General features: G+C 55.1%; 13 protein-coding genes. 5 read left to right on the top strand and 8 right to left on the bottom strand.

The genetic code is table 11. The annotated features are described in order from the left end of the window. The first annotated feature begins 181 nt into the window (after window positions 1–181). Window positions 182–634 (top strand): DUF4385 domain-containing protein, encoded by a 453-nt coding sequence (locus IM294_RS17975; RefSeq protein WP_045260159.1) that lies wholly within the window; start codon window positions 182–184, stop codon window positions 632–634. Between the two features lie 151 nt (window positions 635–785). Next, entirely contained in the window at window positions 786–2,093 is a 1,308-nt protein-coding gene (locus tag IM294_RS17970; protein WP_041908648.1) for an MFS transporter, read from the top strand. Here IM294_RS17970 and IM294_RS17965 read toward each other — a convergent pair. The 5 genes from IM294_RS17965 to trxC form a co-directional block, all read right to left on the bottom strand. Continuing rightward, complete coding sequence (locus IM294_RS17965) at window positions 2,090–2,413, bottom strand: YfiM family lipoprotein (protein ID WP_041908650.1); 324 nt, start codon at window positions 2,411–2,413, stop codon at window positions 2,090–2,092. The two genes, IM294_RS17970 and IM294_RS17965, sit on opposite strands and share 4 nt — an antisense overlap. A 45-nt stretch (window positions 2,414–2,458) precedes the next feature. Beyond that, a complete protein-coding gene (gene pssA, locus IM294_RS17960; protein ID WP_023331103.1) occupies window positions 2,459–3,814 on the bottom strand; it encodes a CDP-diacylglycerol--serine O-phosphatidyltransferase in 1,356 nt (451 codons plus the stop codon). Window positions 3,815–3,924: 110 nt separating this feature from the next. Then, the gene (gene pat / locus IM294_RS17955) at window positions 3,925–6,588 is read right to left on the bottom strand and encodes a protein lysine acetyltransferase (protein WP_063943575.1); all 2,664 of its coding nucleotides are present in this window, start codon (window positions 6,586–6,588) and stop codon (window positions 3,925–3,927) included. A gap of 35 nt (window positions 6,589–6,623) precedes the next feature. Then, window positions 6,624–7,322: a tRNA-uridine aminocarboxypropyltransferase gene (gene tapT, locus IM294_RS17950; protein ID WP_045260163.1), complete on the bottom strand. Its 699-nt coding sequence runs from the start codon at window positions 7,320–7,322 to the stop codon at window positions 6,624–6,626. A gap of 69 nt (window positions 7,323–7,391) precedes the next feature. Then, window positions 7,392–7,811, bottom strand: coding sequence for a thioredoxin TrxC (gene trxC / locus IM294_RS17945; RefSeq protein WP_028014108.1), 420 nt, complete (start codon window positions 7,809–7,811; stop codon window positions 7,392–7,394). A gap of 204 nt (window positions 7,812–8,015) precedes the next feature. Between trxC and IM294_RS17940 the strand changes: the two genes are divergently transcribed. Continuing rightward, complete coding sequence (locus IM294_RS17940; RefSeq protein WP_041908658.1) at window positions 8,016–9,116, top strand: tRNA/rRNA methyltransferase; 1,101 nt, start codon at window positions 8,016–8,018, stop codon at window positions 9,114–9,116. A gap of 39 nt (window positions 9,117–9,155) precedes the next feature. On the opposite strand, the gene ung is transcribed toward IM294_RS17940, so the two are convergent. Continuing rightward, the gene (ung, locus tag IM294_RS17935; protein ID WP_023333064.1) at window positions 9,156–9,845 is read right to left on the bottom strand and encodes a uracil-DNA glycosylase; all 690 of its coding nucleotides are present in this window, start codon (window positions 9,843–9,845) and stop codon (window positions 9,156–9,158) included. Window positions 9,846–10,159: 314 nt separating this feature from the next. Between ung and grcA the strand changes: the two genes are divergently transcribed. Continuing rightward, a complete protein-coding gene (gene grcA / locus IM294_RS17930; RefSeq protein ID WP_006176733.1) occupies window positions 10,160–10,543 on the top strand; it encodes an autonomous glycyl radical cofactor GrcA in 384 nt (127 codons plus the stop codon). 52 nt (window positions 10,544–10,595) lie between these two features. On the opposite strand, the gene srmB is transcribed toward grcA, so the two are convergent. After that, window positions 10,596–11,924 (bottom strand): ATP-dependent RNA helicase SrmB, encoded by a 1,329-nt coding sequence (gene srmB, locus IM294_RS17925; protein WP_047368112.1) that lies wholly within the window; start codon window positions 11,922–11,924, stop codon window positions 10,596–10,598. A gap of 132 nt (window positions 11,925–12,056) precedes the next feature. Here srmB and IM294_RS17920 point away from each other — a divergent pair, with 132 nt between their 5' ends. Beyond that, a complete protein-coding gene (locus IM294_RS17920; RefSeq protein WP_028014104.1) occupies window positions 12,057–12,794 on the top strand; it encodes a tRNA1(Val) (adenine(37)-N6)-methyltransferase in 738 nt (245 codons plus the stop codon). Here IM294_RS17920 and nadB read toward each other — a convergent pair. Beyond that, complete coding sequence (gene nadB / locus IM294_RS17915; RefSeq protein ID WP_045630975.1) at window positions 12,779–14,398, bottom strand: L-aspartate oxidase; 1,620 nt, start codon at window positions 14,396–14,398, stop codon at window positions 12,779–12,781. The genes IM294_RS17920 and nadB overlap by 16 nt on opposite strands. Window positions 14,399–14,407: the final 9 nt, after the last annotated feature.

Here is a 14,407-nt window from a genome sequence, read left to right as displayed (position 1 = left end):
TAGCGCCGATGGTAGTGTGGGGTCTCCCCATGTGAGAGTAGGGAACTGCCAGGCATCAATTAAGAAGAACCCCGTGCCGTAAGGTGCGGGGTTTTTTGCTTTGTGCGCCGGAAAATACCGGGTGGCGGCACCGCCTGACCGTGCCTAAAATTGTTAAAACGATTTTAACAATGGTGCCGCTTTGACACGTCCCTTTAATTACCAACAAGATTTTGCCAACATTAATTTCCGTGACCATGCAGAGCTGTATCAGGTGGGGCGGGGAGAGCAGGGTGTGCTCATGGTGGAACCTTACAAAAGCGAGATCCTTCCGCACTGGCGATACAAAGATGCTGAAGTTGCAGCGCGATCGGCAAAAGAAATTTACGCCCTGTTTGAAGAATATCGTCAGCAAAACGACTTTGTGGGAATGGATATGGCGCGTAAATTCATTCAGATGGGCTATACGCGCGCCAGGCGATACGCCAATCATAAAGGCGGTAAAAAGTACGATGAGAAGCGCCAGGTCAAACCGCTGGATTGCGATCCCGTAAAAGCCGAAGCCGCCGCGGTCTTCAAAAAGTGGTGGGATAAAATTCGTGCAGATGAAGATTATTTGCAGCGAAAAAAGGCGCATCAGCAGAAGTGGGGATAATTGCTACGCCCGCTAATAATTCGATACCTGATCGAGTTCACAAAACGTAATGAAACATATTGGAAACATTTTATTTACCTAACGATTCGTTTTAAATCCGGTTTTACTGTTTGTGGGCAATGGCCCGCAATGTGAGACAGGGGATTTTAAAATGACAGAAACCGTAGCCAGTGCAGATACGGATAACACCAATTTGGCAGGTAAGGATACCCGTCGTCGGGTTTGGGCAATCGTTGGGGCCTCCTCGGGGAACCTCGTAGAGTGGTTTGACTTTTACGTCTATTCATTCTGTTCACTCTACTTTGCGCATATCTTTTTCCCGTCCGGGAATACCACCACTCAGCTTCTGCAAACCGCAGGCGTTTTTGCCGCCGGGTTCCTGATGCGCCCTATCGGTGGATGGCTGTTCGGCAGGATCGCAGACAGAAAAGGGCGCAAGACCTCCATGCTCATCTCCGTATGCATGATGTGCGTCGGCTCGCTGGTGATTGCCTGCCTGCCCGGATATGACACTATCGGAACATGGGCACCCGCGTTGCTGCTGCTGGCACGTCTGTTCCAGGGGCTGTCGGTCGGTGGGGAATACGGCACCAGTGCGACATACATGAGCGAAGTGGCGGTTGAAGGCCGAAAAGGTTTCTATGCATCATTCCAGTATGTGACCCTCATTGGCGGACAGCTGCTGGCGTTACTGGTTGTGGTGATCCTGCAACAAATCCTTAGCGATGAAGATTTGCACGCCTGGGGCTGGCGCATCCCGTTTGCTATGGGCGCTGCCCTGGCGGTTGTCGCCCTGTGGCTACGCCGTCAGCTTGATGAAACCTCTCAACAGGAGGTCAGGGCGCTGAAAGAGGCGGGCTCGATGAAGGGGCTCTGGCGAAACCGCAAAGCATTTTTGATGGTGTTAGGTTTTACCGCCGCGGGCTCGCTAAGTTTCTATACCTTTACCACCTACATGCAAAAATATCTGGTTAACACCACGGGCATGCATGCAAACGTTGCGAGCGTCGTCATGACGGTGGCGTTACTCGTCTTTATGCTTATCCAGCCGATTGTCGGCGCGCTGTCGGACAAAATAGGTCGCCGCACCTCCATGCTGATCTTTGGCGGCATGCTCACCCTGGGTACCGTTCCGCTTTTGACTGCGCTACAGCAGACAACGTCGCCGTATGCCGCTTTCGCGCTGATCATGGTGGCACTCATTATTATCAGTTTTTACACGGCAATCAGCGGCATTTTGAAAGCGGAAATGTTTCCCGCACAGGTGAGGGCGCTGGGTGTTGGCCTCTCTTATGCGGTCGCGAATGCCCTGTTTGGCGGTTCGGCAGAGTATGTCGCGCTATCGCTTAAGTCGTGGGGCAGTGAAACGACCTTCTTCTGGTATGTCACCGTAATGGGAGCGCTGGCGTTTATTGTCTCGCTGATGCTGCATCGCAAAGGAAAAGGTATCCGCCTTTAATAATGAGCCATCTGCCAGACGGCGTAGCCGGTCGTTGCGCCGGCGACATCCCAGGCGAAATCTTTCCAGCTCCAGCCGCTCCCTGAGGGGCGGCTATCCCATAGTTCTTTTGATGCCCCAAGGCCCACTGAGAACATCAACCCTATCGCCGCGCTACGGTCCCGGCTGTATCCCTGATGCTGCGCGTACTCATTACCGGCTGCAGACAGCATAGCGGAAGCGAGGAAGTGTTGTGCTTTGTCCTGACCGGACCAGCTATCATTGGCCATATGACTGCAGCCAGTCAGAAAGAAAGCGCTCAGTAACAGAGGAATACGCATCAACGGGCTCCATAAAAAAGCCCTGCGGGTAACAGGGCCTGGACATTACAGAATTCGGCTGATAAGTCGGTCAATACGGATACGACGCAAGCGGCGAATCAGCTTGCGAACTTTCACAGGATAATCGGCAATGCTCTGCAGCTCGCGGTAATGATTAACCACCGTGGTGTGCGTGCGAATCAACTCCAGTTCACGCTCACGCTGTGCGGCTAACTCATGCTGCGGGTCATGGATCAGGATCGCGTTTTCCAGATCCAGTCTCCACGCGCGCGGGTTCAGGTTGTTACCGGTCAGCAGCATCCACTCATCGTCGACCCACATACCTTTCAGATGGTAACTGTTGTCTTCATCTTTCCACAGACGCACAACCAGCTGGTCAGTGTTTACGTAATACTGTAAACGGCTCAGGAAGCGGCGCAGGTTAATTTCATAAAGATAAGGCAGCGCACCGATGATTTTGAACGGCTGATCTTCAGGTATGAAGAAGTCGTTCGCCGTTTTATCCCCAACGATAATTTCCACTTTTTTACCATCGCGCAGCAGCTGAATGATATTACGCACCAGCACGGCAGGAAGGTTAAAGTACGGCGTACAGATGGTGAGCTTTTGCTCCGCGCACGGCATCAGATGGAAAATCGTTTTATTCAGCAGGCTTGATTTGCCAAGCCCAACCAGCGGGGTAACGGATAACTCTTCGTTGTTAGCGTCGCCCTGAAAATGGTAAACAGCATCGCGCAGCTCCTGGCGGAAGGCGCGAACATCGTTTTTGATTTCCGGGCTCTTAGGGCGCTCGGGATCGTCAAGGCGATTAACGCCACGGCCATGTACCAGGTTTTTATCAACCCAGTTAAACATGATATCGGCCATCTGAGGATTACGGATCAGATGGTAGCGGTCATAGCGATATTTATCGAGCTGATGAAGGTAGACATCATTGAGGCTTGCGCCGCTGTAAAGCACGCTGTCATCGATGATGAACCCTTTAAAATGAAGGACGCCGAGCGCTTCTCGGGTATTCACCGGGACGCCATAAACAGGTACATCGACGCCAGGATTTTCCTGCGCCGTGCGGCAATACCAGTCTGCATTGGTGTTTGAAGCGGCCGCGCCAATACGGCCACGCTGGGCGCGATGCCAGTCAACCAGCACGCGAACATCCAGTTCCGGACGCTGACGCTTGGCTTCATAGAGCGCGTTCAGGATCGCGCGCCCGCCTTCATCTTGTTCAAGATACAGGGCCACAATGCAAATGCGTCGCGTGGCACTGGCAATCTTTTCCAGAAGCGTCTCCCGAAAATGAGCGGGAGCGTAAAAGAACTCTACATCATCAACTGACTGAGAAATCTTCGGTAGTTGAGCAAGGTGTTGTTGATGTTTATTACGCTTAAATTTTGACAACATCACAGTGCGTTTCTTCTCTGTTCATTGAAGGGTTGTCTGTACCATGCAAACAACATAAGCGGACAATGATACCACCAGTCCCGTCCAAAGTGGGTAACATTTCCAGTAGCTTACTCGGGTTTGTCTGCCGGTGTCAGGCCGAGGGATAAGGCGACAATACCTTCGTCCAGCTGAATATCAACCTCAAATCCGAGTTTTCGCGCCAGGGTCACCATACCGCGATTGTTCGGCATAGTAATGCCATTCAGGCGTAACAATCCGTGATCTCGCGTATAACTGATGAGTTTTTCCAGCAGTCGTCTGCCCAGACCCAGGCCTTTAAGATCGGAGCGCACCAGCACAGCAAATTCCGCGTCAATGTTATCCGGATCGGAAATTGCGCGCGTCACGCCGAGGATCTCATCGCCCTGATCGGAACGTCGAACGGCGACAAACGCCATCTCTCGATCGTAGTCGATCTGGGTCATATTGGCTAAATCATCGTGGGTAAATTCGTTGATTTCGCTAAAGTAGCGATAATAGAGATCTTCTTTCGTAACCTGAGAAATAAAGGCACGCAGCTGCGGTTCATCTTCCGGCAGAATAGGGCGGAACAGGGCGCGTTCCCCATTCTTCATCTCGACCCACTCCTCCAGCTGCAGAGGATACGGACGGATCGCCAGGCGGCTCTCTCTGTCCCCTTCAAATGGCGCGATATCCAGCGTTACGTCCAGCGCCGTAAACTCAGTGCCGGAGGCGAGCAGCGGATGGATATCCAGCCGCTGGATCTCCGCACAATCTACAACCAGGTTAGACACCTGCACCAGGAATTGACTCAACCCGGCAATATCGAGCGGACGCAGGGCGCTGCGGCCCCGGATCTTTTTGCTTTTAATCGCCTGAATGATCAGATAGCGCGCCAGATTCATGTTCAGCGGCGGTAACGCCACCGCGGCCTGTTCCTCTGGACGCCACTCAACGCCGCCTTCCCCCAACATAATGAGCGGGCCGAAGACGGGATCGTGTTCAACCACCACCCGCAGTTCCTGGGCGCCCGCGCGGTGAGCCATGCTTTGCACCAGCAGTCCGTGGATCCGAGCCTGCGGCCAGGCCATTTTGACGCGATCGAAAATGGCATCGGCTGCCTGCTGCACCTCCGTTGCCGTACGCAGGTACAACATGACCCCCTGAACGTCCGACTTATGCGGGATATCGGGGGAACGAAGCTTAAGGGCGACCGGGTAGCCAATCTGTTCGGCTATATGTACGGCCTCAGCGCTGTCGCTGGCGATCCAGGTTGGCAGAGTTTGCATCCCGTAGCTGCCCAGTATGGGCTGCACTTCATGCGTATCAAGCGAGGTCGCGCCTTCTTCAATGGCCTGCTGTAACAGCCGATGAACATCGACGGTGTTCGCCGTCAGGTTTCCGGGCAAAGCCGGTGTCTCACGCAGCTGTTTCTGGTTGCGGCGATATTCCACCATATGCATAAATGCCGTGATGGTGCCTTCCGGCGTGCGGTAGGTTGGCAGTCCGGCTTCACTGAACAAGCGTCGCGCCTCCTGAGAGGAAAACTCACCGCACCAGTTGGTCAGCAGGGTGACATATTTGCCGCGCGGATGATTTCGTACCGCCTCAATCAGCGCCCGCGCGCTTTCACTGCCCGGCGCGGCCGCGCTGGGGGAGTGGATAATCATTAGCGCATCGAAATCCTGGCTGTCCAGCAATATGGAGATTGCCCTGATATAGCGATCGCTGCTGGCATCATCGCGCAAATCAAGCGGATTGCCGGGCGTCACGCTTGCCGGAAGCGCCTCTCTGAGGCGTTGCAGCGTCTCTTCACCCAGCGTGGCCAGCTTGCCGTTACGCAGCCAAAGCTCATCCAGCGCCAGCGCGGCAGGGGCCGCGCCATTGCTGACAATCATTAACTTCTCGCCGCGCAGCGGACGCATGTGGCTCAACGTCTCGACGGCGGAAAAAAGCTCGTGTGTATCCTGCACCCGCAGCAACCCCGCGCGCTGAATGGCAGCATCCCAGGCCGGATCCATACCGGAATGAGACTGCAGCAGACGCTGCGCCGCAGGGCTGCGACCGCTTTTGATAACGAGGATCGGTTTATTGCGCGATGCGCTACGCGAAGCGGAAACAAAACGACGGGCGTCGCTCAGGTGCTCAAGATAAAGGAGGATTGCGCTGGTTTTGCTGTCTCGCGCCAGGAAATCCAGCAGTTCGTCAACGTCAATATCCAGGCTGTCGCCCAGAGCAATGAAGTAGGAGAATCCCATTTCACGCTGCTGCGCCCAGTCAAGGATGGTGTTTGAGACCGCAGCCGACTGCGAGATAAACGCCAGCTTGCCTTTACGGATCGGCACCGGGGAGAAGCTGGCGTTCAGCCCCTGCCAGGGCGCGAGCAGACCCAGGCTGTTCGGCCCGAGAATGCGCATCTGATAGCGGCTGGCGCAGGCCAGCAGTTCGGGCTGCTGTTCAGGCGGAGACGAGAGAATAATGCAGGTTTTACACCCTTTCTTGCCGAGTGACTCCAGCAGTTCCGGATTGCGTTTGGCGTTTGTACACAGAACGGCGAGATCCGGTACGAAAGGCAGGCTCTCCACGTCCGGCCAGGCAAGCACGCCCTGAACGGCCTTATAAGACGGCGTGACGGGCATAACGGGACCGTTAAATCCTCCGGCCAGAAGGTTGCGCATCATCAGATAGCCTGCACGATCCGGTTTCATTGATGCGCCGATGACGGCAATGGATTTAGGACGGAGTAGCGCTTCTAACCCTCTCTGGCTCATGCAGGCCTCCTGTGAATGCAAGCGACCTGATGATTTTAAACGCTTTCTGTCTCCGTTGCTGTGATGCTGCCCTTATGAACGGTTTTTCCCGCCAGATAGCGCTCCCGGAAGCATGAGAAATGGTTGCCCAGGGCACCAGCTGCAGCGGTATCTCCTGCTAAATCCAGTAGCGCAATGGCTACTTCGGCAGTGCAGTATTGCCCGTCAGCATGCGCTTCGCGCAGGCGGTAGGCCGAGACGCGGGAAAGATCGACAGAAATAACCGGCAGAGCGTCGAGGTAAGGGCTTTTGCGAAACATTTTCCGCGCTTCGGTCCAGGTGCCGTCCAGCATAATAAACAGCGGTGGTTTCCCTGATGGCGGCGCGGTAAGGACCTGACGCTGTTCTCCCGCATAAGATGCCGGGAAAACCACCATCGGCTGGTAGTCCGGGCTTGCCACCAGGTCGAGCAGAGCCTGAGGTGGCTCAGTGCGCGACCACTGAAACGCGGCGGTATCCGGCAGAATATCGGCAATAAGACGCCCCGTATTACTGGGCTTCATCGGCTCGGTATCGAACATGACCAGACAAAAGCGGCTCTCCGCAGTACTTGGGGCCAGCGTCTCGCACAGACACACCTTCAGCGGCAGCAGGCAGCGCTGACAGCGACGTATGCGATTGCCACGAGCAAGAAAGGGGCGAGTCGCGCGCGCAAGGCGTTCGGCGCGTAATTTAAGGACAGCGTTATCAGTCATGGGCGAAATGGAGGAAAAACCCTATTTTCGCAGAGGCGGGAACGGGGCACAAGGTGTGCCCCGGGAATGTTACAGCGATTCGTTTAACCAGCTATCAAAAGGTGCTTTTGGAACCGCACCGTTGAGCATATCGATCACTTCACCATTTTTAAAAATCATGATGGTCGGGATACTGCGAATACGAAAACGTGCGCTTAACTCGCGTTCGGCCTCGGTATTAACCTTAACGAACCGCATTTTTCCGCTGCGCTCTTCGGCCACATCTTCGAAGATTGGCGCGAAGCTGCGGCACGGACCGCACCATGGCGCCCAGAAATCGACCACCACCGGGAGATCGTCCTTGAGGAGTTTGTCCAGCGTAGCACCCGTCGCGTTAATGACATCGCCATCAAACAATTCATGGCCACAACGTCCGCATTTCGCACCGTCATCCATCCGATCGTCCGGAATGCGGTTTAAAGCCTGACAGTTGGCACATACGGTATTCATAACTAACCTCTGATAGAGCCGTGGGACAGCGGCAGAACGCCGATAATGTTTCTGATATGTTACATATTATCAGTGAGCCTGTATGAAACGACAATGCGTTTTATTCAATGGGAACAATAGTCACAGGCTTTTGTATGAAATTATGGCTATGCGCTGGCACATCGGGTAATCTGCGCGCTTCGCGCAGCGCTGGTGGAGAAAAGCATGAACGACGAAATGAAAAACAAAAGCGGCAAGGTCAAAGTGATGTATGTCCGCAGTGATGATGACTCTGATAAACGCACCCAAAATCCGCGTACCGGAAAAGGTGGCGGGCGTCCAGCGTCCTCTCGTGCAGACGGTGGCCGTCGCCCCGCCCGCGATGACAGAAATAACCGCGGTGATGACCGCAAACGTGATGACCGCAAGCGTGACGATCGCAAGCGCGATGACCGTCCGCGTGATGACTTCTCACGTGATAACGCCTCTCCGTGGCGCACCGTTTCTCGCGCCCCTGGCGATGAGACGCCGGAGAAAGCCGATCACGGCGGTATCAGCGGTAAAAGCTTTATCGACCCGGAAGTGCTGCGTCGTCAGCGCGCGGAAGAGACCCGCGTATATGGCGAGAACGCCTGCCAGGCGCTGTTCCAGAGCCGTCCTGAGTGTATTGTCCGCGCCTGGTTTATCCAGAGCGTGACCCCGCGCTTCAAAGAAGCGCTGCGCTGGATGGCGGCGAACCGCAAAGCCTACCACGTGGTTGATGATGCTGAACTGACAAAAGCGTCCGGTACCGAGCACCACGGCGGCGTCTGCTTCCTGATTAAAAAACGTAACGGCACGACAGTTCAGCAGTGGGTCAGCCAGGCAGATGCCGATGACTGCGTGCTGGCGCTGGAAGACGTGGGCAACCCGCACAACCTGGGCGCAATGATGCGCAGCTGCGCGCATTTTGGCGTGAAGGGCGTGCTGCTGCAGGATGCCGCGCTGCTGGAATCCGGCGCCGCGATCCGTACTGCGGAAGGCGGAGCCGAGCACGTACAGCCGATCACCGGCGACAGCGTTCTGGATGCCCTCGAGCAGTTCCGTAAAGCGGGCTATTCCATCGTGACCACATCCAGCCATGCCGGTACGCCGCTGTTTAAAGCGACGCTGCCGCGCAAGATGGTGCTGGTGTTGGGTCAGGAACGCGATGGTCTGTCTGATGCGGCGCTCTCCAGTTCGGATCTGAGCGTCTCCATCGACGGGACGGGCAATGTGGAAAGTCTGAACGTATCCGTTGCGACCGGCGTGCTGCTGGCCGAGTGGTGGCGTCAGAATAAGGCATAAGTCTCTTATGTGCCGGGCCTGATCCGGCACATTCAAACCCTACTCGCTCTCTGCCGGTAACACAGGCATCCAGTCAATTGGCGTTTCGCCACGTTTTTCCAGCCATTCATTTGCCAGAACAAAATGATTACTGCCAAAGAAACCGCGATGGGCAGACAGCGGTGACGGGTGCGGTGCCTTCAACACGTGATGACGCTGACGATCGATAATTGCCCCTTTCTTCTGCGCGTGAGAACCCCAGAGTAAAAACACGACCCCTTCACGATGCTCGTTGATAAGGCTGATAACTTTATCGGTAAAGGTTTCCCACCCAAGGCTGGCGTGCGAGTGCGCCTGGCCCGCCCGTACGGTGAGCACCGTGTTTAATAACAGCACGCCCTGGCGCGCCCAGCTTTCCAGATAACCGTGGTTGGGGCGGGTAAACCCGGGCACGGTTCCCTCAAGCTCTTTATACATGTTGAGCAGAGAAGGGGGGATCGCCACGCCTGGGCGTACGGAAAATGCCAGCCCGTGCGCCTGCCCAGGGCCGTGATAGGGATCCTGGCCCAGAATGACGACTTTCACATCGCTCAACTCGGTATAGCGAAACGCGTTGAATACATCTTTTTGCGGCGGATAAATCGTTTGCCCGGACTGACGCTCAGCGGCAACGGTACTGAGCGTATTGATAAAATAAGGCTGCTGCTTTTCTTCTGCCAGCACGTCATGCCAGGTTAAAGGTGTCGTCATGTCGCTCTCCTGCGAATCTCAATCTGTCACTAGCTTACCTGTTTAACGCTTGTGAGCAAAATTACGCGCTGAAATGCGTGCTAAGTCGTTAAATTTATTTTGAAATGATGCAGGTTAAGTTGAGTTGATGGGGGTATGAAATTGATCTAAAGCAATAAATTCAAACCACACTCTTTATGTGGTTGGTGTTTTTGTTGATTTAAATCAATAAATCGCCGTGGTGTGAATGATATATATACACACAAGAAACAATGGTTTTACCAATTGGCCGCGTAAGGCCAGCATCAGTTAATGTAGCCTAAGGGAGGCAACACATGATTACAGGTATCCAGATTACCAAAGCGGCAAATGACGATCTGCTCAACTCTTTCTGGCTGCTGGACAGCGAGAAAAATGAAGCGCGCTGTGTGGTTGCGAAAGCGGGTTTTGCTGAAGATGAAATCGTACCGGTGAATAAACTGGGCGAAATCGAATACCGTGAAATCCCAATGGAAGTGCAGCCGGAAGTGCGCGTTGAAGGGGGTCAGCACCTGAACGTTAACGTGCTGCGCCGCGAAACGCTGATGGATGCCGTTGAGCACCCGGAAAAATACCCACAGCTGACTATCCGCGTGTCTGGTTATGCGGTTCGCTTTAACTCACTGACTCCAGAACAGCAGCGCGACGTTATCGCCCGTACCTTTACTGAAAGCCTGTAAGGCTTCAGCCACGGGGGGGAACAAAAAAGCCGGGGATTACCCCGGCTTTTTCTTACTCTTCAGTCTTCGTTTCCTGAGCGGCAGCGCTTGGCTTACGACGCTTACCAATGTTTTTGGTATCGCGGTGGCGCTGCTTCACGCGCGGCTTCTCTTTTTCTTTCTCTTTTCTCTCAGCACGTTTCGCGAGCGCTTTCTTGGACGGTTTACCCGTCATTTTTTCACTCGGCGCACGTGTGGTTGGGCGCAAGCCATCAATAACGCGCGCTTTCAGCGGCTCGTCAACATAGCGGCCAATTTTCTGCAGCAGCAGGTAGTCATGCGCTTCAACCAGTGAAATTGCAATCCCTTTGCGGCCCGCGCGACCGGTACGGCCAATGCGGTGCAGGTAAGTATCTCCGCTGCGCGGCATATCGAAGTTAATGACGTGGCTCACGTCAGGGATGTCGATCCCGCGGGCGGCAACGTCTGTTGCGACCAGCACGTTAACGCGGCCATCGGTCAGGCGCTTAATGCCTTCGGTACGCTTGATCTGCGCCATCTCACCTTCAAGATAGCAGTTGTTGATCCCGGCGTTGCGCAGCATTTCAGCCAGCTCGTGCACGCGCTCGCGCTTACGCACAAACACGATAGTGCGGGTGGCGTCTTCCTGCGTCAGCAGGTGCTTGAGCAGCTCAACCTTATGCTCAAGGTTGTCCGCACGGTAATACCACTGGTGGATCTTTTTACGCTCTCGCGTGGATGGCGTCGCAGAGACTTCCACCGGATCTTCCAGCAGACGCTCTGCGAAGTCTTTAATCGCATCCCCTTCAAGGGTGGCAGAGAACAGCATCGTCTGGTTACGCCAGCGCGTTTCACCTGCAATATGCTCGATATCCTGCGCAAAGCCCATGTCCAGCATGCGGTCCGCTTCGTCGAGGATCAGCGTTTCTACCGCGCGGCAGTCGAAGTTCTCTTCTTTAATATACTGCAGCAGGCGGCCCGTCGTCGCGACGACGATGTCCTGGTTTTCGCTGAACACTTCGGCGTGGTTCATATACGCAACGCCGCCGGTGATGGTGGCGATATCCAGATGCGTATTCGCCGCGAGTTCACGCGCGTGATCGGCAACCTGCATGGCCAGCTCGCGCGTAGGCGTCAGGATCAAAATACGCGGCGGGCCAGATTTTTTACGTGGAAAGTCGAGCAGGTGCTGCAACACAGGCAGCAAATAGGCTGCTGTCTTCCCCGTGCCGGTTGGCGCAGAACCGAGCACATCGCGGCCCTCAAGCGCAGGCGGAATGGCCGCTGCCTGAATGGCGGTCGGGCGTGTAAAGCCTTTGCTCTCAAGAGCATTGAGCAGGCTTTCATCGAGTTCAAGTTCGGAAAAAGTCGTTACAGTCATGTTCTACCTCTGTGTGGGGCGCTGATTATAGACGTTACGGCTGTAATCTTCATCTGTTTGTATGGATATCGCTTTGCGGCCACTTCGCTTTCCCCTATGCTACTCCAGTTTCACTTAGAAGGTTGCCCTGACATGTCTCAACTCAAAGCGCAGCTGCGCCGCGATGGTTTTACGTTTAAACAATTTTTTGTCGCTCACGATCGCTGTGCCATGAAAGTGGGTACAGACGGCATTTTACTGGGAGCATGGGCACCTGTCGCAGGTGTTAAGCGTATTCTTGATATCGGTACCGGCAGCGGGCTGGTGGCCTTGATGCTGGCGCAGCGTACTGAAGAGCATGTCACTATTGATGCCGTTGAGCTGGATGCGCAGGCCGCAGGGCAGGCGGGTGAAAACGCGGCAGAGTCCCCCTGGGCTGACCGGATAACCGTTAAGTGCGCGGACGTGCTGGCCTGGGCCCCAGAGCAGACGGCGCGTTACGATCTGATTGTCAGCAACCCCCCTTACTACGAGCCCGGCGTGGAGTGCGGTACACCGGAGCGTGAACAGGCGCGCTATACCGGTTCACTCGATCATAAAGCGCTGCTCGTCAACGCGGCTGAACTTATCTCAGAAGAGGGCTTTTTCTGCGTGGTGCTGCCAGAAAGTACGGGCAACACGTTTATCGCTACCGCGCAAGAGATCGGCTGGACGTTACGTTTGCGAACTGACATCTCTGATACGGAAGGCCGATTGCCGCACCGCGTGCTGCTGGCGCTTTCGCCAAAAGAGGGTGAGTGTTTTAATGACCGTATGGTGATCCGTGGGCCAGACCAGCGTTATTCCGAAGATTACACGGCTCTGACCCAGGCGTTTTATTTGTTTATGTAAACCTGCGGGGCGAGTATCGACGGGCCGGACTCAGCAAGCCGATCCGGGTAGTCGAGTGTGTAGTGCAAACCGCGGCTCTCTTTACGCATCATCGCGCAGCGAACAATCAGCTCGGCAACCTGCACCAGATTGCGCAGCTCCAGCAGATTATTGGAGACGCGGAAATGGGCATAATATTCATCAATTTCCTGCTGCAGCATCGTAATGCGGCGCAACGCGCGTTCCAGACGTTTCGTGGTGCGCACAATCCCAACGTAGTCCCACATAAACAACCGTAGCTCGTGCCAGTTGTGCTGGATCACTACCAGCTCGTCTGGGTTCTCCACGCGGCTTTCATCCCAGGCCGGTAAACGCTCTGTTTCACGGGCGTAAGGCATGCGCTTCGTGATGTCCTCCGCCGCTGACCAGCCGTACACCAGACATTCAAGCAGCGAGTTAGACGCCATACGGTTCGCGCCGTGTAGCCCGGTATAGCTGACCTCACCAATAGCGTACAGACCGTCTACATCAGTGCGTCCGTGATCGTCAACCATCACGCCGCCGCAGGTATAGTGGGCGGCTGGCACAATGGGCACCGGATCGCGTGTTAAATCAATGCCAAGATTGAGCAGCTTTTCGTAAATCATCGGGAAGTGCTGGCGAATGAATTCTGCCGGCTTATGGCTGATATCGAGATACATGCAGTCCACGCCAAGGCGCTTCATTTCGTGGTCGATGGCGCGGGCAACAATATCACGCGGCGCCAGTTCACCGCGGGCGTCAAAGTCCGGCATAAAGCGGGTACCGTCAGGGCGTTTCAGATAAGCCCCTTCGCCGCGCAGGGCTTCCGTCAGCAGGAAATTTCGCGCCTGAGGGTGGAACAGGGCGGTGGGGTGAAACTGATTAAATTCGAGATTCGCCACGCGGCAGCCGGCGCGCCAGGCCATAGCGATACCGTCCCCGGAAGCGATATCCGGATTCGTGGTGTACTGATACACCTTAGAGGCGCCACCTGTAGCCAACACCACAGCCTTCGCCTGACAGGTTTCCACCTTCTCTTTATTACGGTTCCAGACCCACGCTCCCACCACGCGACGCGTGCCGGGCAGGCCTATCTTGTCGGAAATGATCAGATCAACCGCGTTGCTCCGCTCAAGGACCCGGATGTTAGGATGGTTCAGCGCTTTGCTGACCAGCGTGGTTTCCACTTCTTTTCCGGTAGCATCCGCGGCGTGCAGGATGCGGCGGTGGCTATGACCGCCTTCACGCGTTAAGTGGTAGCTCTCTTCACCGTTGGGCTGAACCTGAGTATCGAATAAAACACCCTGATCGATAAGCCACTGAACGCAATGGCGGGCATTGCTGGCGACAAACTCTGCCGCGTGCGCATCCACGATCCCGGCCCCGGCAATCAGCGTATCTTCCACATGTGACGCAATGCTGTCGGTCTCGTCAAATACCGCGGCAATGCCGCCCTGAGCATAAAATGTGGAGCCTTCACTTATCGGGCCTTTGCTCAGAACGATAACGTTCTGATGTTCAGCCAGACGCAGCGCCAGAGAGAGACCGGCAGCGCCGCTGCCGATGATCAGTACATCACAATGAAGTTCAGGTGTTGTGTTCATGATTGTTGT

The organism is Enterobacter cloacae complex sp. P43RS (assembly GCF_014930585.1).
GTDB lineage: Bacteria > Pseudomonadota > Gammaproteobacteria > Enterobacterales > Enterobacteriaceae > Enterobacter > Enterobacter bugandensis.
The sequence above is the reverse complement of the archived record's forward strand: the minus strand, read 5'-3'. Positions and strand labels throughout refer to the sequence as shown.